Source organism: Streptomyces sp. D2-8 (assembly GCF_023184515.1).
Taxonomy (GTDB): domain Bacteria; phylum Actinomycetota; class Actinomycetes; order Streptomycetales; family Streptomycetaceae; genus Streptomyces.
In genome coordinates this window covers 168,910-193,035 of record NZ_JAAHBP010000007.1, presented here as the reverse complement: position 1 = coordinate 193,035, position 24,126 = coordinate 168,910, and the positions used below count along the sequence as shown (strand labels likewise).

Genomic DNA, 24,126 nt, shown 5'->3' with positions numbered 1-24,126 from the left:
CGCCCTCCCCGGCCCTCCTCCATCGGGGAGGGCGTCCCCCTTTCGTAGGATCGGGGCATGCCTTCGAACGACTCCGGCCGCCAGGACAAGAACGCGGCCCCGCCCCTCCCGGAGCCCCTCCGGGTGCCGGTCGCCGACTCCCACACCCACCTGGACATGCAGTCCGGCACGGTCGAGGAGGCGCTGGCGAAGGCGGCGTCGGTCGGAGTGACGACGGTCGTGCAGGTCGGCTGCGACCTCAAGGGCTCCCGCTGGGCGGCCGAGACGGCGGCGGCCCACGCCGCCCTCCACGCGACGGTCGCCCTGCACCCGAACGAGGCGCCCCGGATCGTGCACGGCGACCCCGACGGCTGGTCGCGCCAGGGCGCCCGCGAACCCGGCGGCCAGGCGGCCCTGGACGACGCGCTCGCCGAGATCGACCGGTTGGCCGCGCTGGAGCAGGTCAAGGGCGTCGGTGAGACGGGCCTCGACTACTTCCGCACCGGTCCCGAGGGCAAGGACGCCCAGGAGCGGTCATTCCGCGCCCACATCGAGATCGCCAAGCGGCACGGCAAGGCCCTGGTCATCCACGACCGCGAGGCCCACGCCGACGTCCTGCGTGTGCTGAAGGAGGAGGGCGCCCCCGAGCGGACCGTCTTCCACTGCTACTCCGGCGACGCCGAGATGGCCCGCATCTGCGCGAGCGCGGGCTACTTCATGTCCTTCGCCGGCAACGTCACCTTCAAGAACGCCCAGAACCTGCGGGACGCGGTGGCGGTGGCCCCGCTGGAGCTCCTCCTCGTGGAGACGGACGCGCCCTTCCTCACCCCGGCGCCCTACCGCGGACGGCCGGGCGCCCCGTATCTGGTGCCGGTCACCGTGCGGGCCATGGCCGGGGTGCGCGGCGTCGACGAGGACACGCTGGCCACCGCCCTCGGCGCGAACACGGCACGCGCGTTCGGTTACTGACCCCGCCCGCCGCCTCGCCGCACGACTGTGCGTAGCCGCGTCGCTTTGGAGAGTGACGACCGCTCCGCTAGGTTCTGGGGGCCCTATCCGGACCCCTCTGGACCCCCTCCGGCCCCTGGAGCGTGTCGGCGTGAGCAACGCGCGGTACGAGACCTACGAGACGTATGGCCCGGCCTACGCCGACCCGGTGTACGGCGGTTTCGACGCGCCGCCCGTCGATCTGCACAGCGCCGAGACACTCGTCTACGGGACGCCCGGCGTGCCCGGCGCCTACGAGGACACCTACCGGCCCGCCTACGAGGCGCCGACCTTGCCCGGGCTGCCCCGGCAGGGCGCCCCGGACGGCGAGCCCCCGCTCGGGTCCGCCGGTTACCCGGTTCCGGGCATGGGTGCGCGCGCCGGATCGCATGCCGCGGCGCGCACCGGCTCGCATCGCAGGTCCGCGCGCCGGCGCAAGGCGCGCTACGCCGAGCGCCTGGACAGCCCCATGCGGCGGCTGCTCCCGCAGGCCCTGGTCGTCGCCTTCCTGGCGGGAGGCACCACGGCCTTCGTCGCCAAGGACAAGGCGATCGAGCTGAACGTCGACGGCACGTCACGCACGCTGCACACCTTCGCCGACGACGTCACCGAGCTGCTGGCGGAGGAAGGCGTCGAGATCGGCGCCCACGACGTGGTGGCGCCCGGTCCCGGCACGGAGATCAGCAGCGGCGACGAGGTCGCCGTGCACTACGCCCGCCCCGTGCGGCTCACCCTCGACGGACACCGCCGTGAGGTGTGGACGACCGCCCACACGGTGGCGGGCGCGCTGCGGCAGCTCGGTGTGCGGCAGGAGGGCGCGTACGTGTCCACGTCGCGCTCCCGGCGCATCGGGCGCGAAGGGCTCGCGCTGGACGTGCGGACCGAGCGCACGGTCACGGTCATGGCCGACGGCCGCGCCCGCACGGTGCGCACCAACGCCGCGACCGTACGGGAGGCCGTCGAGGAGGCCGGGATCACGCTGCACGGCCAGGACACCACGTCGGTCCCGCAGGGGAGCTTCCCGCGCGACGGGCAGACCGTGACGGTGCTGCGGATCACCGGCGGCAAGGAGGTCCGCGAGGAGCCGATCCCGTTCCAGGTGCGGCGGACGGAGGATCCGGCCCTGTTCCGGGGCACGGAGGTCGTGGAGCGCGCGGGCGAGCCGGGCCTGCGCCGGGTCACCTTCTCCGTGCGCACGGTCAACGGCGTGAGGCAGAAGCCGCGCCGGATCAGATCCGAGGTGGTGCGCGAGCCGCGCCCGCAGGTCGTGAAGGTCGGCACCAAGCCGCGCCCGGCGTCCGTGCAGGGCGCCGACCACCTCGACTGGCAGGGCCTCGCCGCCTGCGAGTCCGGCGGCCGGCCCGACGCGGTCGACGCCTCGGGCACCTACGGCGGCCTCTACCAGTTCGACACGCAGACCTGGCAGGCCCTCGGCGGCAGCGGCCGACCCCAGGACGCCCCGGCGGCGGAACAGACGTACCGGGCGAAGAAGCTGTATGTGCGGCGGGGAGCCAGCCCGTGGCCGCACTGCGGGGGACGGCTGCGCGGATAGGGGGGAACCGAACCCCCGTACCCTTGTCCCGTGACCAGCAGCCCCACCCCCGACGCCCTTCTGGGCCCCGCCGACATCCGCGAGCTCGCGGCAGCCCTCGGCGTACGCCCGACCAAGCAACGCGGACAGAACTTCGTGATCGACGCGAACACCGTCCGCCGTATCGTCCGCACCGCACAGGTCCGCCCCGACGACGTGGTCGTCGAGGTCGGCCCGGGGCTCGGCTCGCTCACCCTCGCGCTGCTGGAGGCCGCCGACCGGGTCACGGCGGTGGAGATCGACGAGGTGCTCGCCGGCGCGCTGCCCGCCACCATCACGGCCCGCATGCCCGAGCGCGCCGACCGGTTCTCCCTGGTCCACTCGGACGCCATGCACGTCACCGAGCTGCCGGGCCCCGCCCCGACCGCGCTGGTCGCCAACCTTCCCTACAACGTGGCCGTCCCGGTCCTGCTGCACATGCTCGACACCTTCCCGACCATCGAACGCACCCTCGTCATGGTCCAGGCGGAGGTCGCCGACCGGCTCGCCGCCCCGCCCGGCTCGAAGGTCTACGGCGTCCCCTCGGTCAAGGCCAACTGGTACGCCGAGGTCAAGCGCGCCGGTGCCATCGGGCGGAACGTGTTCTGGCCGGCGCCCAACGTCGACAGCGGCCTGGTGTCCCTGGTCCGCCGGACCGAGCCGCTGAAGACGACGGCCTCGAAGCGCGAGGTGTTCGCCGTCGTCGACGCGGCCTTCGCCCAGCGTCGCAAGACGCTGCGGGCCGCGCTCGCCGGCTGGGCCGGATCCGCCGCCGCCGCCGAGGAGGCCCTCGTCGCCGCCGGGGTCTCGCCGCAGGCCCGGGGCGAGTCGCTGACCGTGGAAGAGTTCGCGCGGATCGCCGAGCACAAGGCGAACCGGCACCAGGAGAAGGAGCCCGCGTGAGCGTCACGGTCCGCGTCCCGGCCAAGGTCAACGTCCAGCTGGCGGTCGGCGCCGCCCGCCCCGACGGCTTCCACGACCTGGCCAACGTCTTCCTCGCGGTCGGCCTCTACGACGAGATCACCGTCACCCCGGCCGACGGGCTCCGCGTCACCTGCGACGGCCCGGACGCCGACCAGGTCCCCCTGGACCGTACGAACCTGGCGGCGCGGGCGGCCGAAGCGCTCGCCGAGCGGTACGGCCGCAACCCCGACGTGCACCTCCACATCGCCAAGGACATCCCCGTCGCCGGCGGCATGGCGGGCGGCAGCGCGGACGGCGCGGGCGCCCTGGTGGCCTGCGACGCGCTGTGGCAGACCGGCGCCTCCCGTGACGAACTCCTCGACATCTGCGCCGAGCTGGGCAGCGACGTGCCGTTCAGCCTGGTCGGCGGGGCGGCCCTCGGCATCGGGCGGGGCGAGCAGCTGACGCCCCTGGAGGTCGGCGGCACCTTCCACTGGGTGTTCGCGATGGCCGGGCGGGGTCTGTCCACCCCGGCGGTGTTCCGCGAGTTCGACCGTCTCGGCGAGGGCACGGACATCCCCGAGCCCGTCGCCTCCGGCGAACTCCTCGCCGCCCTCGCCAAGGGCGACCCGGACGCGCTCGCCGCCGCCGTCTCCAACGACCTCCAGCCCGCGGCCCTCTCCCTCTTCCCGGAACTCGCCGGCACCCTGGCCGCGGGCCGGGCCGCCGGCGCCCTCACCGCGCTCGTCTCCGGCTCCGGCCCGACGACCGCGTTCCTGGTCCGCGACCCGGAGTCGGCCGCCGCGGTGGCGCAGGCCCTGCTGGCGTCCGGGACGTGCCGGACGGTGCGCACGGCGTCGGGCCCGGCGCCCGGGGCGACGGTCGCCGGACGTTAGGGCCTGTCGTTTGGATCAGGCCGCAGACGCGGGGTCGAATAGCACCGTCGCTTACCTGCAGCCTGATCCAAACGACAGGCCCTAATCACGTGCCCCGGCCGCTGCCGGGCGCCTAGGCTCCCCCAGTTGTTTCAAAAAGGGGGCAAGGCGTGGAGGAACTGGTCGCGGCCGTACGGCGCGGGGATGCGGAAGGGGTCACGGCCCTGCTCGAGGCCGGTGCGGACCCCGACACCCCCGACGGAACCGACGGCCTCCCGGTCCTCTGCCTCGCGGTGGCGGCGTACGACCGACCCGTCGCCGAGGCGCTGCTCCAGGCCGGCGCCGACCCCCTGCGCCGGCTGCCCGACGGGAGCACCCCGCTGATGCGGGCGGTGGACGGCGGATCCCACCTGCTGGCCCTCGCGCTCACCTCGCACCGGGTGCCGCTCCAGGCGCCGGAGCGTGCCGAGCTGCTGGCCCGTGCCCGGCGGTGGTCGGAGGCGGGCGCCGAGGCCGAACTGCGCCGCATCACCGGCCTCACCGGGCCGGTCGAGCGGGTCCGGGTCGAGGACGACGAGGTCGGCTGGTGGTGTGAGCAGCTCACACTCGGCGGGACGACCGTGCGCGACGAGCACCGGGCGGTCCTCACCTCCACGGAGGCCCGCTACGGCATCCGCACCCCCTTCGACGAACTGGTCGCGCGTGCCGTCGCCCACCCCGACCGGGACCACGTCGTGTGGTGCGACGTCGTGTTCACGCTCGGCCGGCGGACCGACGAGGAGACCTGGCAGTGGAGCCGGGACCTGCTCAATCACCCCGACCGGCACCACCGCCTGCTCGCCGCCGACCTCCTGCTGTCCCTGATCCTCGGAGACGTCGTCACGGGCCACGACCCGTTCTGGGACCGGGGGCGGCAGCTCGTGCCCTGGGCCGAGCAGGAGCAGGACCCGGAGGTGCTGGCGGTACTGCTCCACGCGATGACCCACGACAGCGCCCCGGAGATCGAGGCCGTCGGGCTGTCGTACCTCTCCCACCCGGACCCGAGGGTGCGCGCCCTGGTGCCGGAAACCGTGCACCGCCCCGAGAGCCTCACCACCGTGCTCACCCTGGCCCATGACGAGGACCCCGGCGTACGCGGGGCGGTGTGCCACTGGCTCGCCCACCACCGGGGGAGCGAACCCGAGGTGGGGGACGCGCTGGTCGCCCTCACCCATGACGAGCGGCAGCCGACCCGCATCTGCGCCGTGTCCGGCCTGGCCGTGCGCGACGATCCCCGCTGCGTGGAGGCCGAGCACCGGATCGGCCCCCTCGACCCGGAGCTGCCGTTCGACGAGCGACTGCTGGACGTGTGGCGCTACCAGCGCCGCCGGGAGGCCGCGGACGGCGGCTGACCGCCCCGGCCGGAGCACCCCTGCGCGCGACTACCCTGGGGGTCGATCCATCCCCCCTGGCAGGAGAGTAATGGCCGTCAACCTGGTCAATGTCGAGAACGTCAGCAAGGTGTACGGCACCCGCGCCCTGCTCGACGGCGTCTCCCTCGGCGTCTCCGAGGGGGACCGCATCGGCGTCGTCGGCCGCAACGGCGACGGCAAGACCACGCTCATCCGCATGCTCGCCAGGCAGGAGAGCGCCGACACCGGGCGGGTCACGCACTCCGGCGGGCTCCGCCTCGGCGTGCTCACCCAGCACGACTCCCTCGACCCCGAGGCCACCGTCCGCCACGAGGTCATCGGCGACATGGCCGACCACGAGTGGGCGGGCGTCGCCAAGGTCAGGGACGTGCTGACCGGCCTGTTCGGCGGGCTCGACCTGCCGGGGTTCCCCAAGGGGCTGGACACCGTCATCGGCCCGCTCTCGGGTGGTGAGCGGCGCCGGATCGCGCTGGCCAAGCTGCTCATCGAGGACCAGGACCTGCTCGTCCTGGACGAGCCCACCAACCACCTCGACGTCGAGGGCATCGCCTGGCTGGCCAAGCATCTGCAGAACCGCAGGTCGGCGCTGGTGTGCGTCACCCACGACCGGTGGTTCCTGGACCAGGTGTGCACCCGCATGTGGGACGTCCAGCGCGGATCGGTCTTCGAGTACGAGGGCGGCTACTCCGACTACGTCTTCGCCCGGGCCGAGCGCGAGCGCATCGCCGCGACCGAGGAGGTCAAGCGGCAGAACCTGGTCCGCAAGGAGCTGGCCTGGCTGCGCCGCGGGGCGCCCGCCCGTACGTCCAAGCCGCGCTTCCGCGTCGAGGCCGCCAACGAGCTCATCGCCGACGTACCGCCGCCCCGGGACAGCAGCGAGCTGATGAAGTTCGCCTCCACCCGGCTGGGCAAGACCGTCTTCGACCTGGAGGACATCACCGTCCAGGCGGGCCCCAAGGTCCTCCTCAAGCACGTCACCTGGCAGCTCGGGCCCGGCGACCGGATCGGCCTCGTCGGCGTCAACGGCGCCGGGAAGACGTCCCTGCTGCGGGCCATGGCCGAGGCCGCCAGGTCGGACGGAGAGACCCAGCCCGTCGGCGGGCGCGTCCGCGTCGGCAAGACGGTGAAGCTGGCCTACCTCTCCCAGGAGGTCGCCGAACTCGACCCCGCCACGCGCGTGCTGGAGGCCGTGCAGCAGGTGCGCGAGCGCGTCGACCTCGGCAAGGGACGCGAGATGACCGCCGGGCAGCTGTGCGAGACGTTCGGCTTCGGCAAGGAGAAGCAGTGGACGCCCGTCGGCGACCTGTCCGGTGGTGAGCGCCGCAGGCTCCAGCTGCTGCGCCTGCTCATGGACGAGCCCAACGTCCTCTTCCTCGACGAGCCCACCAACGACCTCGACATCGAGACGCTGAACCAGCTGGAGGACGTGCTCGACGGCTGGCCCGGCTCGATGATCGTCATCTCCCACGACCGGTTCTTCATCGAGCGCACCACCGACCGGGTGTTCGCCCTGCTCGGCGACGGCGCCCTGCGGATGCTGCCGCGCGGCATCGACGAGTACCTGGAGCGGCGCCGGCGCATGGAGGAGGCCGCTGCCGCCTCGGCCCCCGCCGCCGTCTCGCAGTCCGCCGCCCCGGCGGTGAGCGCCGCCGACCAGCGCGCCGCCAAGAAGGAGCTCCAGAAGATCGAGCGGCAGCTCGACAAGGTCTCCGAGAAGGAGACCAAGCTCCACGCCCAAATCGCCGAAAACGCCACGGACTTCTCGAAGGTGGCCGAACTGGACGCCGAGCTGCGGGAGTTGGCCGGTCAGCGCGAGGAGCTGGAGATGCGCTGGCTGGAACTCGCCGAGGACGCGTGAAGGGTGCGTGAAGACGCATAACGACGGCATCACGGGCCGGTCCGCCCTTGGGAACAGGGGGTGAGACGGCCCGGCCGCTGTCGGAACCTGGTGATACAAAGAGTCGTCTTAGAACTTTATGAAGCGACTCTGAGCCCATTGTGTATCTCAGGGCGTGGCTAAAAATCAGTGATCGAACGGGGGAGCCGCTGATGACTCAGCCGCCCAGTCAGCCACCGCACGGTGGCTTCGGAGCACCGCAGAACCAGCCGCCGCAGGGCGGTGGTTACGGGGCACCGCAGACGCCGCCGCCCCCGCAGGGCCCGCCCCAGACGCCGCCGCCCCCGCAGGGCCCGCCGCAGCCCGGGTACGGCTACCCGCAGCAGCCTCCGCAGCAGCCCGGTCCGTACGGGCAGCCGGGACCGTACAACTCCGGCCCCTACGGCCAGCCGCAGCAGCCCGGGCCGTACGGCCAGCCCGGTTACGGCTACCCGGGGCAGCCGCAGTACCCGGGCGCGCCCGGCACTCCGCCCGGGGGCTCGCGCAATCCCTTCAAGAGCAAGCCGGCCCTCATCATCGGCGCGGCTGTCGTAGCGCTGCTCGTGGTCGGCGGCACCGTGTGGGCCGTCACCGGCGACGACGGCGAGGGCAAGAAGAAGCCGGTCGCCCAGAAGACCGACGACGCCAAGCCCGGCTCCTCCGCCCCGGTCAACCCCGGTGACGGCAGCGGCGACGGCGGCGAGGACCCGGAGGACCTCAACGAGGGCCGCCAGGCCGGCGAGGCCAAGGTCCTCTGGTACAAGGAGGCGCCCGACGCCCCCGGCTCCGGCGCCGACGCCGATGGCATGTGGATCACGGGCAAGACCGCGGTGAAGGCGGCGTACAAGCAGCTCTCCGCGTACAACGTCGCTGACGGCAAACCGGCCTGGGACCCGATCACCTTCCCGCAGAAGATCTGCGCGACCACTGAGCAGAAGACGTCCGACGACAAGATCGTCGTCGCGTACATGAGCGGCAGCAGCGACCGCGCCAAGTGCAACCAGCTGCAGGAGATCGACCTCGTCACCGGCGAGAAGGGCTGGAAGGAACAGGTCGCCAAGGGCGCCCTGTTCGACTCCACGCTCTCCGTCGAACTGTCCATCACCGGCAAGACCCTGATGGTGGGCCGCTCCCAGTCCGGCACCGCCTACGACGTCACCAACGGCGACAAGCTCTTCGACAAGAAGCGTTACGGCAACGCCTGCTTCCCCGCCGCGTTCGCCGGCGGCGAGAAGCTGATCGCCGTCTCCTCCTGCGGCGCCGGCACCGACAAGGAGCACGACGAGGTCCAGGAGCTCGACCCGAAGACCGGCGACGTGAAGTGGACCCAGCCGTTCGACAAGGGCTGGCGGGTCGCGCGCACCTACTCGGTCAGCCCGCTGGTCGTCTACAGCACCAACAAGGACAAGAAGGCCTGGAACATCTCCACCTTCACCTCCGGCGGCAAGTTCCGCTCGCAGGTCGGCTTCGACGAGGACTTCGCCCCCGAGTGCGGCTGGGCCATCCTCGAGCGCGACCTCACGGGCTGTCAGGGCGTCGCCGTCGACGACACCACGCTGTACCTGCCGACCGAGGCCACCTCCGGCGCCAACGAGATCGTCGCGGTCGACCTCGCGAACGGCAAGGAGAAGTGGCGCGTCAAGTCCCCCTCCGACGAGTCGATGCTGCCGGTGAAGACCGAGGGCGGCAAGCTCATCGCCTATGTGGAGCCGTCGTACGACGCGGGCGGGCAGATCGTGTCCATCCCGACCGGCGGCAGCAGCCACAAGCCGTCCAAGCTGCTGCAGAACCCGCAGAACGCCGCTGACATCGAGGACAGCTTCTTCTCGAAGGAGATCGACTGGGTCGACGGGCGCTTCTACATCTCGACGACCCGGCTGAGCGGGAACGACGACACGAAGGAGAAGTTGATGCTCGCCTACGGCAAGTGACTCCTCCTCCCTCCGAACTCCCTCAGTCGTCCGTCCCCTTCCCCGAGGTAGCCACGCCATGACCCAGCCGCCGCCCCCGCCGCCCCAGCAGCCCCCGCAGGGGGGCGGCTTCGGGCCGCCCCAGGACCAGCCGCCCCAGGACCAGCCGCCGCAGACCCCGCCGCCCGCGGCCGGGCCCGACCTCGGCAAGACCCCGGAGCCGGGCTACGGCTACCCGCAGGCGCCGCAGACACCTCCGCCGGCCGCCCCGCAGACGCCGCCCCAGCCTCCGCAGGGTTACGGGTATCCGCAGGGGGCTCCGGCGCCCCAGCCTCCGCAGGCCCCGCCCGGCTACGGCTACCCCGGTCAGCAGCCGGGGCCGTTCGGGCCGCCGCAGCAGGCGCCCTACGGGCAGCCGGGGTACGGGCAGCCGGGATACGGGCAGCAGCCCGGCTACGGCTATCCGCAGCAGACCATGCCGCACCAGCCGCAGGCCGGACAGCCGGGCGGCGGCGGGAAGTTCAACGCCCAGATGGCGATCATCATCGCCGCAGTCGTGGCGATCGCCCTGATCATCGGCGGCGGCGTCTGGTACGCCAAGTCCGGCGGGGACGAGGGCAAGAAGAACGACACCGCCGGCTCCAGCGGCGGCACCGGCGGCACGGACGACAACAACGGCGGCACCACCTCCGGCAAGGAGAAGGCACCGTCCGACCCCAGCGCCAAGGTCCTCTTCCAGGTCCCGGCGCCCGAGGTGAAGAACGACAGCACGGTCGTCGTCTCCGGCTCGTGGCTCACCGACAAGGCGTACGTCAAGAGCGGCATCGCCCAGATCGTCGGCTACGACCGCGACAAGGGCGGCGAGCTGTGGAAGATCCCGCTGGACGGCCCGGTCTGCCAGGCCAGCCGCCACGTCACCGACGACAACCTGACGGCGATCCTCTACCAGCCGGCGATGCCCACCAAGGCCGACCCCTCGCACGGGTGCAGCGAGATCGCGCTGATCGACCTCGATGCCGGCAAGAGGCTGTGGACCAAGACCGTCAAGACCGGTGACCAGCTGATCACCTTCGACAACATCACGGTCAGCGGGAAGACCATCGCCGTCGGCAGCACCAGCGGCGGCGCCGCGTTCGACGTCTCCGGCAAGCTCCTGTGGAGCCCGAAGCCGACCGACTCCTGCTACGACGCCGGGTACGGCGGCGGCGAGAAGCTGGTCGCGGTGCGCAAGTGCGGCTCGTACGACCAGCGGCAGCTGCACATCCAGACCATCGACCCGAAGTCCGGGAAGGTGATCTCGGAGTACAAGATGACCGAGGGCATCGAGTACGCGAGCATCGTGTCGACCAACCCGCTGGTCGTGGCCGCCGACGTCGGCGACTCCGCGGGCGACGGCAGCGGCATCTCCGACTTCTTCTCCATCGACGGCAAGACCGGCAAGCTGCGCACGCGCATCTCCGCGCCGGGCGAGCAGTTCGCGGCCCGCTGCGAGGGCATCACCCGCGTCGAGGCCTGCAACCTGCTGGCCGTCGGCAACGACCGGCTGTACCTGCCGACCGAGGAGCACGACGGCACCGGCAAGTACAGCGAGACCAACGAGATCGTCGCCTTCGACCTCGCCACCGGCAAGCAGACCGGGCAGCGGGCCGACGCGGGCGACGGCTACACGATCTCGCCGCTGCGCATGGACGGCGGCAACCTGATCGCGTACAAGCGTCCCCCGTACGACAAGGGCGGACAGGTCGTGAGCATCGCCGGAGGCAGCTTCAAGGAGACGACGCTGCTGCAGAACCCCGCGACGGACTCGGTCCGCGACGTGGAGACCAGCATGTCGCCGGAGTACTCCGAGTTCCTCTACGCCGAGGGGCACCTCTACATGTCCAAGGTGTACGCGAGCAAGCGGTCGACGGTGAGGGAGAAGGAGTACCTGGCGGTCGGCTTCGGTACGGGCTGATCGGGTACTGACCGGTTCTTGATCGACTGGTGACTGATGCGGTCCCGTCCCTGTTCAGGGGCGGGGCCGCAGCTGTTTGGCGCGGTCAACCTGGAATGAGAGGAATTTCGGCGATCCGGGGCGATTCTCGCCGGTAGGGGGAGCGCAACGTCGAACAAGCGTGTAGCTTCCGGGGGCATGAAGGCGGGGGAGCCGGGGGGCTTCCATAGGGGGCTGGGGTGACTGGGGGGTTGCTCGATGGGAGTGCGGCTCATGGTGGTCGACGACCACCGATTGCTGGCCGAGGCGCTGGCTTCGGCGCTGAAGCTGCGGGGGCACCGGGTGCTCGCCGCGGCGGCGCCGGCCGCGGGGGCGGCGGAGCTGGTGATCACGCGGGCGCCGGAGGTGTGCCTGCTGGGCACGGCGGCGCCGGCGGAGCCGGGGATCTTCGACCCGGTGGTGAAGATCAAGCGGGAGCGGCCGCAGGTCGCGGTGCTGGTGCTGGGGCCGGTGCCGAGCCCTCGCGGAATCGCGGCGGCGTTCGCGGCGGGGGCCTCCGGCTATGTGCGGCACGATGAGCGCATAGAGGGTGTCGAGCGGGCGATCATGAAGGCGCGGGCGGGGGAGGCGGCGGTGGCGCCGCAGCTGCTGCAGGGAGCGTTCAGCGAGTTGCTCAACCCGGTGGCCCAACCGGACGACGAGGGCCAGCGGTTGCTCCAGCTGCTCACGCCGCGCGAGGTGGAGGTCCTGGTCCGCGTCGCCGACGGCGAGGACACCCGGTTGATCGCGGCGGGCATGGGCATCGCGCCCTCCACGGCCCGCACGCACGTCCAGCGGGTCCTGATGAAACTGGGCGTGGGTTCCCGCCTGGAGGCGGCGGCTCTGGCGGCACGGACAGGGTTGCTGGACCGGGCGGGGTCACTACCGCGGCCTGTGACACCGGATCCGGAGACGGGGCCGGAGGCCTGACCGGGCTGCAGGCCTCACGTTGAGGCGTGCGTTGGTTTTTGGTCGATCTCATCCCTGCGTGGCACCCGACCCAACACGACGTTCACGAGATGCACACACATAATCCCTAGGGTCATCACGGGACTTGTGTCGTCCGGGCCGTCGAAGTCCCGTGGCTCGTTTCGCGCCACGCCGCTCCCGCCTCGAAGAAACCCCCTGATTCAGTCGAACGTTTGTACCTAAGGTGATCGTCGCGCCCGGCGGAGCTGACCACTCCGCCACAGCGCGCGTCAACCGGCGGCCGGGGGGACACCGTCGCCAGGGGAGGCACCGCCATGCCGCGAAACGGGCTCTTCACGCATCTCCTCCGCCTCTCTGACGGGCACTCCCGGACGCCTTCCTTTGCTACGAGGGGATGCTTTCTTGCGCCCAAGACCAGGGCCCTTCCTGTCCAGAACCCGTTTCCTGCCCAGATCGGGCAGACCCGGCTCCTGGCCTCCGTCGTCACGTCCGCGGCGGCCGTGGCGCTACTGGTCGGCCTGGCCGTCCAGCCCGACGTGCTGGATCGGCTCACCGGCACGGAGGCAGCCGCCCCGGCGAACGACTCGGACGACTGGTCCGAGGACACGGCAGCCGAGCAACTGCGCCAGGACCAGTGCCTGATGGCGGATGTGCTGCGCCTGGGCGGGCCGTCCATGGCCACGACCGCGCAGGACGGGCTCAACCAGCCGCCGGACAAGCTGCACGCCATGGCCGACCGGGAGCACTGGGGGCAGACCCAGCTGGCCGTTGCGTACCAACAGGACAGGGACGCGGCCGATAAGGAGCTCGATGCCGTCAACGCCCTTCGGAACGCATGGGCGAAGCCCCTCGATGGCCTGGAGACTCCGGGCGGGTTCACAGTCTCCGATTTCCACTGGCCTCCTGGAGGACCAGGTGATGAGGAGAAGGACTTCCACAGCCAGACCGGTCTGACCCAGTGGATCGCCGGCAAGTTCTGGAAGGACGAAGGCGACTTCTACAAGGACCCCACCCCCAAGGCCGACGACAAGACCCTCAAGGTCGTTACCGACCTGGGTACCCCGCTCTACGGTGAGAGGCCCGATGATCCGGGACCTGCCTAGTGAGGAGTGGCGGAGGCAGTACGAGGAACGGCGTGCGTTCCAGGGGTTGTTCGACGCTTTCGACGGCAAGGGCGCCGATGACGCCCGTCTGTTCCTGGCGTCCGGCGGGTTTCCCCGCACCGCGCCAGAGCCGGGTACCGCCGAACACCGGATCGCGGTCGAGGACCTGAAGACCAGGTACGCGTCATGTGCCTGGCGAGATCCGATCGACCCGAACAAGGTCTTCGGCGACATAGCCGACACGGCCGCTTCGGAGTGGCAGAAAGAAATCACCTCGCAGGCCGTCCAGCGCAACCAGATCCTGAAGTTCAACAAAGACGCCACCAACGACCTCGCCGCCGGTGCGAAGGCGTTGGGGAGCATGCTGGGGCACTCGTGGGTCGCCGACCGCCTGACCCGTTGGCAGGACTACTGGGCTCCCGGCGGTGCGGGCTGGATCGGTGACTCCCCGGCTGTCATCCAGGTCGAGGCGGCCAAGGGCAAGTGCCTGGACGCGCAGGGCGGTAAGACGACCTCCGGTACCCCGGTGCAGATCTACACCTGCAACAACGCCTTGGGGCAGCAGTGGCGGCTCCGTGCTGCTTCCGCTGACAGCTACAACCTCGTCAACGTCAAGTCCGACAAATGCCTGGACGTCGAGAACAGCAACCCTGCCAACGGCACGAAGATCCAGATCTGGACGTGCAACGACAGCAAGGCGCAGGAGTGGAAGTTCGATGTCCGCGCTGTCAGCGAGCTGCGCAACGTCGCCACGGACAAGTGCCTGGACCTGAACAAGTTCGACAACAGCCACGATGCCTGGCTGTGGGGGTGCAACGGCACGAACCCGCAGAAGTTCCGGATCGTCCCCACGGGCCACAGCGGCGCGGACACCCAGGTCTACCCGGACAAGGCGCAGTTCGACCAGGCGCAGAGAGGCATCAGGGCGGCGCAGACGCAGGCGCAGAAGCAGCTCGACGTTCTCAAGGCTCACTCGGCCAGGGCACAGAGGCTCGCTACCGCCACTGACACTGCACAGAACACCGCGTACGCCATAGCCGACGAGGCCGGCGCCCCGCGCGGGCGTGGCCTGCTGGTCGGCCAGCAGAAGGCCCAGGTCACCAAGGGCGTGGCAGCGGCCCTCGAAGCGATGGTGAAGGCCGGTACGACCGCCGAGGCCGCCACCCGCGCCTCCGCCGGGGACAGCGCGACCATCGCGCAGCGCGCCCTGGCCCAAGCCGCGCAGTCGAAGGCGGAGTTCCGCAAGGCCGCCGCCGCTATGGCCGAGGCGCAGGCGAAGGCCGCGGCCGACGCGGCGAAACTGCACCGCGACAACGCCAAGAAGGACAAGGAGACCGCGCAGGCCAAGCTCACCGAGGCGCTCAAGGCCGAGGGCGAGGCCAAGGCGGCCGCCGCCGAGGCTCACGCCGAGCGTCTGGCAGCCGAGGCCGAGGAGAAGACGGCTGAGGCGGAGAAGAAGACGGCAGCGGCCAAGCAGGCCGAGGCCGCCCGGCACAAGAAGAACGCCGACGCGGAGGCGACGAAGGCCAAGGACGCCAAGGAAAAGGCCGAGGCAGCCGAGGGCACGGCGGTCGAGAAGAAGAACGCCGCGGTCAAGGCCCGTGACAACGCCAAGGCCAAGCGGGACGACGCGTGGGACGCCGAGCAGAAGGCCGACGCCGCCCGAGCCAAGGCCGACGCCAAGGCTGCTTACGCCGACTCCCTGGAGGCCGGCGAAGCAGCCGATGCCGCCCGCACCGCGGCCAATGCGGCGAACAAGCACGCCGACGACGCCGAGGCAGCAGCCACAATGGCCCGTTCCGAAGCGGACGCCGCGACGAAGGCAGCAGCAGACGCCGATGCGGCAGCCACGCGCGCCGAGGCGGCGGCCAAACGCTCCCGCGCGCACGCGGACGACGCCCAGGCCGCGAAGCTGAAGTCCGACGCCGCGGTGAAGACCGCGACGAGCGCCGCGGCCGAGGCCATCGACGCGTCCGAGCATGCCTCCTCCGAGGCCAAGACAGCCGTCAAACTGGCTGACGAGGCGGAGGAGCAGGCCAAGACCGCCAAGTCCCACGCGGAGGCGGCGAGCAAGGAGGCCGCCAAGGCCCTGGCCGCCTCGGCGAAGGCCGCGGGCTTCGCCCACGTCACGGCCCAGGCCGCCGTGGACGCCGGCAACGCTGCCGCCCATGTAGCCAAGCCCGCCAACGACGCCATCCAGCTCGGCTCCCCGTACGTCGACACCGACTCGGCCGCCGGCCTGGTGGTGCTCACCGGCCAGGCGTCCAAGACGATCGCCGAGCAGCAGAAGGCCGTAGCCGACGCCCACGCCAAGAACGCGGCGGCAGAAGCCTCAGCCGCCAAGAACCTCGCCGACCAGGCGAAGGGTGACGCCAAGGCCGCCTACCAGCACGCGGCCAACGCCGCCGGACACGCCTCGACCGCCCGCACCTACGCCAAGGAGGCCCTCGGCTACGCGGCCGACGCTGCCAAAGCCGCATCCAAGGCAGCCGCGTCCCTGGCCCGCACCGTCGAGTACAACCGCCAGGCCACCGAAGACGCCGAAGCCGCCGACAAGGCAGCCGGCCGCGCTGAAGGCCACGCCAAGGACGCCCGCGACTCGGCCGACCAGGCAGCCCTCGACGCCGAAGCCGCCCGCACGGCCGCCTCAGAGGCCGAAGAGGCCGCCAAGGACGCCCGCGCAGCAGCCGACCGTGCCGACGTCGCGGCGACCGAGGCGGAGGAAGCGGCGAAGGACGCGGAGAAGTACGCCAAGGAAGCCCAGGAAGCAGCGACACGAGCCGAACAGAAGGAATCCAACAAACAGGTCTCCACGGGTGCCGGGACCGGTATCGGGGGCGTCTTCTACGTCGTCGACGAGGAGAAGTCGAAGGTCCTCTCGGCGAAACAGATCGGCGAGTGCCCTGCGAACGCACCTCTTGTCGGCTGCGACGCTACCTATGAGGTAACCGTCGAACTCGTCGCCGACTTCTACCTGTGCACCGAGAGCGATGCGCTGGCTACTCCGGAGGGCTGTCCGAAGTCAGCGTGGCACTACCTCGACACGAAGACGATCAGGCCCGACGAGCCCGTTGAGTGGAGTCACTTCTTCTCCGGACGGGACATTCTCAAGCTGGGCTGGCAGAGCCTCTTCGGGGACACCCTCGGCGCAGTTCTGTTCCAAATCGTCATCGGGGACTTCATCGACTGCTTCCACGGCAGTAAGTCGTCCTGCGCGTGGGCCGCGGCGATGTTCCTCCCCGTCGCCAAGCCTCTCGCCGCTATCAGCGACAGTGTCAAGGCCCTGGATGCGGCCTTAAACTGGACGGGTTCAAGAGTGGCGCTCTCTTGGAAGCCAAAGGTCCCGGATACTCCGACATCCTCAAGTTCAGGCCCAATCTCGTCCAGGAGGACTTCGTAACCCAGGCCGAGAAGCAGGTTGCGGCAGCGCCGAACACGCCCATCGAATGGCATATTGCCGAGCGCGATGTATTCGAGAAGGCGCAGAAGCTGTTCGCTGACAACGATAAACTCAAGCGGATCAAGGTCGTCTACACCCCGCCTACCGCTTAGCCGAGATGCCGGCGCCCCAGCTCGTGGGCGCCGGCACCGTCCATGCCATATCGTAGTATCAGATTTCTTCCCCTCGGCTGCCCATCCCGGAGTTGCGCGTGAGTTACGACATCTATGTGTGCCGGTTCCTGAACGGTGAACAGGAGTTGCTGGACCAGGACATTCTGCAGGAGATCCTGGCCCCGTACGTTACGGCGCAGGACTCTGAGAACGGCTTCCTCCAGCTCAACTCTCCCTCGGGCGGAGGTGAAGCCGATGTGTATCTCACGAACGAGAGCACAATCACGATTAGTCATTTCGGAGGAGATGAAATCATGAACGTCATCTCCGACCTTGTTCGCCGCCTTGAGGCGGTTCTCATCCTTCCGGGTGGAACGGTGATTGTGCCCCGGGGTGCAGACCGCGACCACCTGCCCCAGAACTTCAGGGACGAATGGTCCGTCGTCGTCGCGTCGGCGGGTGCTGAGATCACGAAGGCAATCCAGGCATCTTGAGCGATGCTGAGTCGGGGCGTCTCTTCGCGGAGACGTCCCGGCCTTCCTCGGATCCAGGTAGCGTCCTCAAGAGCCACGAACGAAGCAAGATCCCATTGAGCGAAACCTTCGTTCTCTACCTCATTCAGGCGGGCCGTACTGGCAGCTGGATCAAGAGGCCAGCAGCACGCCGACTTACCAGGCGCCACATTGACAGCCGCCGCACCGTAAGTTCGTAGCGAATCACATGGCGCCGTGCCTATCCGGTCATGTGCCGGAGGGGCGCCTTCCAGTCGGGCGTTTGGTGCATGACGCCCGCTGTAGAGACGACCGGTGTCTTGTTCAGCGAATGAACTTACGCGAACCTCACGACGTCAGAGGAAGGCAGGCAAATGTCCATTCCACGGCTGGCACCATGCTCCGCTAGCGGGCAGCCCGGCGCATGAAGCAGGCGTTCATGCCTGTCGGCCTCTACTGCAGCGAGGTGCCGCGCTGGCCTTTCGCCACACCGGCGATGAACGCCGCGAAGGCTCCGGTCGAGACCGTGAGCGTGCTTCCATCGGGAAGCTTCGAGTCCCGTAGAGCCACCCCCGCAGGCAACGTGTTCAGCGTCCTGGAGCCCCGGGAGCTCTACCGCGCACCGGGCCGATAGCGGCCGTGGTCGTCGACTGCGCCGACCCACGGGCCATGGTCCGGTTCTGGGGTGAGGCGATCGACTGGACCGTCCACGAGCTGACCGACGACCGCGCCCTGCTGCGCTCCGTCAAGGGCGTCGGGCCTTACCTGGAGTTCCGCCGCACGCCCGACGACGAGGTCGTATGGACCCGCGTCCATCTCGACGTGATGTCCGACCCCGTCGAGGATCAGGCCAGGGAGGTCGCCCGGCTCCAAGGCCTCGGCGCGACACGGGCCGACGTGGGTCAGGGTGACGTCTCCTGGGCCGTGATGGCCGATCCGGCGGGCAACGAGTTCTGCGTCCTCGGCCGGGGCTGACGCGGAAGTCCGACCGCGCCGCGCCCCTGTAGCGGTGCGGCAGTGCGCGGCGCCGGGTCCGGCCCTCCCCGGCTGCCAACGCACGACAGCCTGACCAACGCCGCATACGGCAGTTGAGGCGATCAGCCGCAGCATCGGGAGCGGCGCCCAGTCGCGCAACCGGGCGCCCGCCGTCACTCCCTCGGTTCATCCCCCGGCACATCCTCCGGCACCACATCCGGCGGCGGCGGAGCCGCGGGCCTCAGCTTCAGCCACACCAGGAAGAACAGCCCCAGGGCGAGCATCCCCAACCCGGTCCACAGGTTGATGTTGACGCCCTCCGCCTTGTCGATGTCGGCGTCGGACGCCGTGAACCCCGCGATCGTGACGATGACGCCGTAGACCACGAACAGCCCACCGATGATCCGCCGGATGTCGAACAGCCGCGCAGCCGTCGCCGACTTGCCCTGCAGCTCGGTGATGTCCCGCTGCAGGTCCTTCTCGGAATAGGACTCGGACATGTGTCAATCCTCCCTCGGTCAGAACGAGAACGGGATGTAGCAGGCAGCGGCCAGGACGACAGCGCCCCAGCCCAGCAGCGCCGGCTTGCGGTACCAGGCCTCGTCCCCGGGCGCCGGCGGCTCCGCCATGCCGGGCGAGGTCGTGCCGTAGACCAGTCCCTGGAGTTCCTCGGCGGGCTTCGGCGCGGTGAAGAGCGACACCGCGACCATGACGACCGCGCCCGCGACGAATCCCGCGATCGCCGAGACGAAGTTCGCGCCCTGGTCGGAGGGGATGTCGATGACGTCCTGCTTGTAGAGGACGAAGTAGTTGACCATGGCCGCCGTGGTGCCCGCGAGCAGCCCCCAGAAGCCGGACTTCATCGAGGCCCGCTTCCAGAACATGCCGATGATGAACACGACGAACATCGGCACGTTGAAGAAGGAGAACAGCGTCTGGAGGTAGGCCATGATGTTCGAGAAGGACCGCGCCAGGAACGCCGTGCCGATGGAGGCCAGGACGCCGACCGCGGTGATGAGACGGCCGAAGCGCACGTAGTACTCGTCCGGGCGGCCCTTGACGACGTACTTCGCCCAGATGTCCGTCGTGAACACGGTGTTGAAGGACGACACGTTCGCCGCCATGCCCGCCATGAACGCCGCGAGCAGGCCGGTGACGGCGATGCCGAGCACGCCGTTGGGCAGCAGCTGCTCCATCAGGTACGGGATGGCGTCGTTGTACTGGAGGTCGGATCCGGAGGTGCCGATCTTCGGGACCAGCACCGCGGCGACCAGGCCAGGGATCATCACCAGGAACACGATGAAGATCTTCGGGAACGCGGCGATCAGCGGGGTGCGCTGGGCCGCCGAGAGGTTCTTCGCGGACAGGGCACGCTGCACCTCGGCGAAGTTCGTCGTCCAGTAGCCGAAGGAGAGGACGAAGCCGAGGCCCAGGACGATCGTGAGCCAGTTCGCGCCGAGCGGGTTGTCGCTGCCGATGCCCGTGCCGCCCCAGGACGTCATGAAGTCGGCGCCGCGGCTCTCGGTGAGGGAGTCGGACAGGCCGTCCCAGCCGCCGACCTTCTTCAGGCCGAGCACCGCGATCGGGATGAGCGCGGCGAGGATGACGAAGAACTGCAGGACCTCGTTGTAGATCGCCGAGGACAGGCCGCCGAGGGTGATGTACGCCAGGACGAAGAACCCGGCGACCACGATCGCCACCCACTCCGGCCAGCCCAGCAGCGCCTCGACGACGATGGCCAGGGCGTAGAGGTTGACGCCGGCGATGAGGATGGCGGCGAAGGCGAAGAGGACCGAACTGAGCAGGTGCGCCGCCCTGTCGAAGCGCATCAGCAGGAACTCGGGGACCGAGCGCACCTTGGAGCCGTAGTAGAAGGGCATCATCACCAGGCCGAGGAAGACCATGGCCGGGATGGCGCCGATCCAGTACCAGTGCGTGGTGTAGACGCCGTACTGGGCGCTGTTGGCGGCCATGCCCAGGATCTCGGTGGCGCCGAGGTTGGCGGCGATGAACGCGAGACCGGTGACCCAGGCGGGCAGGGAACGGCCGGAGAGGAAGAAGTCGAGACTGGTCTTCACCGAGCTGCGGGCGGCGAAGCCGATGCCGAGGACGACGACGAAGTAGATGCCGAGGATCGTGTAGTCGAGCCAGTTCGTGGGGAGCCGCAGCTCGGCTGACAGATATGTGGGGGTCTGCATGAGCCCTCGCTTCGTTGCGTGAACCGATTACCCGGCGGAATCCACTTCTCCGTCTTCAGTGATTGAACACGCCTGGTGCTGCTCTTTGTTTGATTGTGATGTTGACGATTGAGGGGAGTCGTGTTTAGGTATGTTGGGTTCTGTTTGAAGGACAAGGAGTCCGGCGTGAAGAAGACCTCGACCCGGCTGGCCGACGGTCGCGAGCTCATCTACTACGACCTGCGTGACGACAGCGTGCGGGACGCCACCGACCGCCGCCCGCTGGACCGCACCGTCACCACGTCCGAGATCCGCCGCGACCCCCTCCTCGGCGACTCCGTCGCCATCGCCTCGCACCGCCAGGGCCGCACCTACCACCCCCCGGCCGACGAGTGCCCCCTGTGCCCGTCGGAGGGCGATCGCCTGAGCGAGATCCCGGACTCGTCGTACGACGTCGTCGTCTTCGAGAACCGGTTCCCCTCCCTGGCCGGTGACTCGGGCCGCTGCGAGGTCGTCTGCTTCACCTCCGACCACAACGCGTCCTTCGGCGAACTCACCGAGGAGCAGGCGGGCCTGGTGCTGGAGGCGTGGACGGACCGTACGTCGGAGCTGTCCCATCTCCCCTCCGTCGAGCAGGTGTTCTGCTTCGAGAACCGGGGGGCCGAGATCGGCGTGACCCTTCAGCACCCCCACGGGCAGATCTACGCCTACCCCTTCACCACGCCCCGCACCGCGCTGATGCTCCGCTCGGCCGCGGCCCACAAGGAGATGACCGGCGGGGAGAACCTCTTCGACGCCGTCCTGGAGCGTGAACTCGCCGGTGAGCGGGTCGTCCTGGAGGGTGAACACTGGGTGGCCTTCGTGCCGTACGCGGCGCACTGGCCGTACGAGGTCCACCTGTACCCCAAGCGCCGCGTGCCCGACCTGCTCGGCCTGGACGAGGGTGCGCGCACAGAGTTCCCCAAGGTTTATCTGGAACTCTTGAGGCGCTTCGACCGGATCTTCGACGGGCGGGACGGAGGGGAAGGCTCCGCGGGCGAGCCTCCGACGCCGTACATCGCGGCCTGGCACCAGGCACCGTTCGGCGCGCTGGAGGAGTTCGACGGGGTCGTGCGCGAGGACTTCGCGCTTCACCTCGAGCTTTTCACCATCCGCCGCACTTCCGGCAAGCTGAAGTTTCTCGCGGGTTCCGAGTCCGGCATGAACGTGTTCATCAACGACGTGCCGCCGGAGCGCGCGGCCGAGCGACTGCGAGAGGTAGCGAGTTCATGAGCGGGAAGTACCTGGTGACGGGCGGCGCGGGATACGTCGGCAGCGTGGTCGCACAGCACCTGCTGGAGGCCGGTCACGAGGTCGTCGTCCTCGACAACCTCTCCACGGGCTTCCGCGAGGGCGTCCCGGCGGGCGCGACGTTCGTCGAGGGCGACATCCGCGACGCCGCCAAGTGGCTCGACGCGTCGTTCGACGGGGTGCTGCACTTCGCCGCGTTCTCGCAGGTCGGCGAGTCGGTCGTGAAGCCGGAGAAGTACTGGGACAACAACGTCGGCGGCACCATGGCGCTGCTGGCCGCGATGCGCGAGGCTGGCGTCCGCACGCTGGTCTTCTCCTCGACGGCGGCGACGTACGGCGAGCCGGAGCAGGTCCCGATCCTCGAGACGGCGCCCACGTCCCCGACGAACCCGTACGGCGCCTCGAAGCTCGCGGTCGACCACATGATCACGGGCGAGGCGGCGGCGCACGGCCTGGGCGCGGTCTCCCTGCGCTACTTCAACGTGGCGGGCGCGTACGGCGCGTACGGCGAGCGTCACGACCCCGAGTCCCACCTGATCCCGCTGGTCCTGCAGGTCGCGCAGGGCAGGCGCGAGGCGATCTCGGTCTTCGGCGACGACTACCCGACGCCGGACGGCACCTGCGTGCGCGACTACATCCACGTCGCGGACCTGGCCGAGGCCCATCTGCTGGCGCTTCGGGCCGCCGCTTCCGGCGAGCACCTGATCTGCAACCTCGGCAACGGCAACGGCTTCTCGGTCCGCGAGGTCATCGAGACGGTCCGCACGGTGACGGGCCACCCGATCCCGGAAGTGGTCGCTCCGCGCCGGGGCGGCGACCCGGCGGTCCTGGTGGCGTCGGCCGCCACGGCCCGCGAGAAGCTGGGCTGGAACCCGTCCCGCGCGGACCTCGCGGGGATCGTCGCGGACGCGTGGGACTTCGCGCAGAACATCTCAAGGGAGCAGTAGTGGGCGCACAGCAGGCGCGGGACGGTTTCGAGGAGCTCTACGGAGCCGCCCCCGAGGGTGTCTGGGCGGCCCCGGGCCGCGTCAACCTCATCGGTGAGCACACCGACTACAACGACGGCTTCGTGATGCCCTTCGCGCTGCCGCACACCGCCGTGGCGGCCGTCTCCCGGCGCACGGACGGCGTGCTGCGCCTGCACTCGGCGGACGTCGAGAGCGGGGTGACCGAACTCCGTCTCGACGATCTCGCCCCCGAGTCGGACAAGAACTGGACGGCGTACCCGGCGGGCGTGGTCTGGGCCCTGCGCGAGGCCGGTCACGCGGTCACGGGCGCGGACATCCACCTGACCTCCACGGTCCCGTCGGGCGCGGGCCTGTCGTCGTCGGCGGCCCTGGAGATCGTCGTCGCCCTCGCCCTGAACGACCTGTTCTCGCTCGGTCTGCAGGGCTGGCGGCTGGCCCGCCTGTGCCAGCGCGCGGAGAACGTCTACGTCGGCGCCCCGGTCGGCATCATGGACCAGACGGCATCGGCCTGCTGCGAGGCCGGCCACGCCCTGTTCCTCGACACGCGCGACCTCTCCCAGAAGCAGATCCCCTTCGACCTGGCGGCCGAGGGCATGCGCCTGCTGGTCGTGGACACCCAGGTCAAGCACTCGCACAGCGAGGGCGAGTACGGCAAGCGCCGGGCCGGCTGCGAGAAGGGCGCGGCCCTGCTGGGCGTCGACGCGCTCCGGGACGTGCCCCACGCCGACCTGGACGCGGCTCTGGCCCGCCTGGGCGACGAGGAGGAGGTCCGCCGCCTGGTCCGCCACATCGTCACGGAGAACGCACGCGTCGAACGGGTCGTCTCCCTCCTGGAGTCGGGCGAAACCCGCGCGATCGGCCCCGTCCTGATCGAGGGCCACGCCTCGCTTCGCGACGACTTCCGCATCTCCTGCCCGGAACTGGACCTGGTCGTCGACACGGCCCTGGCGTCCGGCGCCCTGGGCGCCCGCATGACGGGCGGCGGCTTCGGCGGCTCGGCGATCGTCCTCGCGGAGGAGCCGGACGTGGACGCCATCACCAAGGCGGTGACAGAAGCCTTCGCGGCGGCGGGCTTCACGGCCCCCCGCGTCTTCGAAGCGGTCCCGTCGCCGGGAGCACGCCGCGTGCACTGACCCGACCCGACGAGAGCGGCGCC

General features: G+C 70.2%; 16 protein-coding genes and 2 pseudogenes. 15 read left to right on the top strand and 3 right to left on the bottom strand.

The features are described 5' to 3' along the window. Nucleotides 1-57: 57 nt before the first annotated feature. The 11 genes and pseudogenes from G3I77_RS14525 (at nucleotide 58) to G3I77_RS14475 (ending at nucleotide 17,563) form a co-directional block, all read left to right on the top strand. Nucleotides 58-948, top strand: coding sequence for a TatD family hydrolase (locus G3I77_RS14525; protein WP_248503774.1), 891 nt, complete (start codon nucleotides 58-60; stop codon nucleotides 946-948). 130 nt (nucleotides 949-1,078) lie between these two features. Next, nucleotides 1,079-2,518: a ubiquitin-like domain-containing protein gene (locus G3I77_RS14520; protein WP_308311388.1), complete on the top strand. Its 1,440-nt coding sequence runs from the start codon at nucleotides 1,079-1,081 to the stop codon at nucleotides 2,516-2,518. Nucleotides 2,519-2,548: 30 nt separating this feature from the next. After that, nucleotides 2,549-3,439 (top strand): 16S rRNA (adenine(1518)-N(6)/adenine(1519)-N(6))-dimethyltransferase RsmA, encoded by an 891-nt coding sequence (gene rsmA / locus G3I77_RS14515; RefSeq protein ID WP_248503771.1) that lies wholly within the window; start codon nucleotides 2,549-2,551, stop codon nucleotides 3,437-3,439. Continuing rightward, nucleotides 3,436-4,335, top strand: a complete 900-nt coding sequence (locus G3I77_RS14510) for a 4-(cytidine 5'-diphospho)-2-C-methyl-D-erythritol kinase (protein WP_248503769.1) — start codon at nucleotides 3,436-3,438, stop codon at nucleotides 4,333-4,335. Before rsmA ends, G3I77_RS14510 begins: the two co-directional genes overlap by 4 nt. A 149-nt stretch (nucleotides 4,336-4,484) precedes the next feature. Then, nucleotides 4,485-5,705, top strand: coding sequence for a HEAT repeat domain-containing protein (locus tag G3I77_RS14505; protein ID WP_248503766.1), 1,221 nt, complete (start codon nucleotides 4,485-4,487; stop codon nucleotides 5,703-5,705). Between the two features lie 70 nt (nucleotides 5,706-5,775). Then, the gene (locus tag G3I77_RS14500) at nucleotides 5,776-7,584 is read left to right on the top strand and encodes an ABC-F family ATP-binding cassette domain-containing protein (protein WP_248503764.1); all 1,809 of its coding nucleotides are present in this window, start codon (nucleotides 5,776-5,778) and stop codon (nucleotides 7,582-7,584) included. A 191-nt stretch (nucleotides 7,585-7,775) separates the two neighbouring features. Next, nucleotides 7,776-9,533, top strand: coding sequence for a PQQ-binding-like beta-propeller repeat protein (locus G3I77_RS14495; RefSeq protein ID WP_248503761.1), 1,758 nt, complete (start codon nucleotides 7,776-7,778; stop codon nucleotides 9,531-9,533). A 58-nt stretch (nucleotides 9,534-9,591) separates the two neighbouring features. Continuing rightward, nucleotides 9,592-11,466, top strand: a complete 1,875-nt coding sequence (locus G3I77_RS14490; RefSeq protein ID WP_248503757.1) for a PQQ-binding-like beta-propeller repeat protein — start codon at nucleotides 9,592-9,594, stop codon at nucleotides 11,464-11,466. Between the two features lie 237 nt (nucleotides 11,467-11,703). After that, the gene (locus G3I77_RS14485; RefSeq protein WP_248503754.1) at nucleotides 11,704-12,414 is read left to right on the top strand and encodes a response regulator transcription factor; all 711 of its coding nucleotides are present in this window, start codon (nucleotides 11,704-11,706) and stop codon (nucleotides 12,412-12,414) included. Nucleotides 12,415-12,816: 402 nt separating this feature from the next. Next, nucleotides 12,817-16,851 (top strand): annotated as a pseudogene (locus G3I77_RS14480) (RICIN domain-containing protein); the annotation flags it as partial. Nucleotides 16,852-17,167: 316 nt separating this feature from the next. Further along, entirely contained in the window at nucleotides 17,168-17,563 is a 396-nt protein-coding gene (locus G3I77_RS14475; protein ID WP_248503750.1) for a hypothetical protein, read from the top strand. Between the two features lie 450 nt (nucleotides 17,564-18,013). On the opposite strand, the gene G3I77_RS14470 is transcribed toward G3I77_RS14475, so the two are convergent. Then, the gene (locus G3I77_RS14470) at nucleotides 18,014-18,130 is read right to left on the bottom strand and encodes a DUF397 domain-containing protein (RefSeq protein WP_248503748.1); all 117 of its coding nucleotides are present in this window, start codon (nucleotides 18,128-18,130) and stop codon (nucleotides 18,014-18,016) included. On the opposite strand from G3I77_RS14470, the pseudogene G3I77_RS14465 reads away from it, so the two are divergent. Beyond that, nucleotides 18,126-18,535: pseudogene (locus G3I77_RS14465) on the top strand (VOC family protein); the annotation flags it as partial. The gene G3I77_RS14470 and the pseudogene G3I77_RS14465 sit on opposite strands and share 5 nt — an antisense overlap. Nucleotides 18,536-18,708: 173 nt before the next feature. On the opposite strand, the gene G3I77_RS14460 reads toward G3I77_RS14465, so the two are convergent. Together G3I77_RS14460 and G3I77_RS14455 are read right to left on the bottom strand one after the other, a co-directional pair. Next, on the bottom strand, nucleotides 18,709-19,035 hold the full coding sequence (locus G3I77_RS14460; RefSeq protein WP_248503746.1) for a hypothetical protein: 327 nt from the start codon (nucleotides 19,033-19,035) through the stop codon (nucleotides 18,709-18,711). A gap of 18 nt (nucleotides 19,036-19,053) precedes the next feature. Beyond that, complete coding sequence (locus tag G3I77_RS14455; RefSeq protein ID WP_248503743.1) at nucleotides 19,054-20,733, bottom strand: sodium:solute symporter family protein; 1,680 nt, start codon at nucleotides 20,731-20,733, stop codon at nucleotides 19,054-19,056. A 165-nt stretch (nucleotides 20,734-20,898) separates the two neighbouring features. On the opposite strand from G3I77_RS14455, the gene galT reads away from it, so the two are divergent. From galT to galK, 3 genes are read left to right on the top strand one after another with little or no spacing between them, the layout of a single operon-like run. Next, nucleotides 20,899-21,984, top strand: coding sequence for a galactose-1-phosphate uridylyltransferase (galT, locus tag G3I77_RS14450; RefSeq protein ID WP_248503740.1), 1,086 nt, complete (start codon nucleotides 20,899-20,901; stop codon nucleotides 21,982-21,984). Further along, nucleotides 21,981-22,949, top strand: a complete 969-nt coding sequence (gene galE, locus G3I77_RS14445; RefSeq protein ID WP_248503738.1) for a UDP-glucose 4-epimerase GalE — start codon at nucleotides 21,981-21,983, stop codon at nucleotides 22,947-22,949. The genes galT and galE overlap by 4 nt, the downstream gene beginning before the upstream one ends. Then, the gene (gene galK, locus G3I77_RS14440) at nucleotides 22,949-24,103 is read left to right on the top strand and encodes a galactokinase (RefSeq protein WP_248503735.1); all 1,155 of its coding nucleotides are present in this window, start codon (nucleotides 22,949-22,951) and stop codon (nucleotides 24,101-24,103) included. Before galE ends, galK begins: the two co-directional genes overlap by 1 nt. The last annotated feature ends 23 nt before the right edge of the window (nucleotides 24,104-24,126 follow it).

Coding starts and splice junctions, on each gene's coding strand:
- G3I77_RS14460 (WP_248503746.1), bottom strand. CDS start 19,035: ATGTCCGAGTCCTATTCCGAGAAGGACCTGCAGCGGGACATCACCGAG.
- G3I77_RS14500 (WP_248503764.1), top strand. CDS start 5,776: ATGGCCGTCAACCTGGTCAATGTCGAGAACGTCAGCAAGGTGTACGGC.
- G3I77_RS14490 (WP_248503757.1), top strand. CDS start 9,592: ATGACCCAGCCGCCGCCCCCGCCGCCCCAGCAGCCCCCGCAGGGGGGC.
- galE (WP_248503738.1), top strand. CDS start 21,981: ATGAGCGGGAAGTACCTGGTGACGGGCGGCGCGGGATACGTCGGCAGC.
- G3I77_RS14495 (WP_248503761.1), top strand. CDS start 7,776: ATGACTCAGCCGCCCAGTCAGCCACCGCACGGTGGCTTCGGAGCACCG.
- G3I77_RS14485 (WP_248503754.1), top strand. CDS start 11,704: ATGGGAGTGCGGCTCATGGTGGTCGACGACCACCGATTGCTGGCCGAG.
- G3I77_RS14455 (WP_248503743.1), bottom strand. CDS start 20,733: ATGCAGACCCCCACATATCTGTCAGCCGAGCTGCGGCTCCCCACGAAC.
- G3I77_RS14525 (WP_248503774.1), top strand. CDS start 58: ATGCCTTCGAACGACTCCGGCCGCCAGGACAAGAACGCGGCCCCGCCC.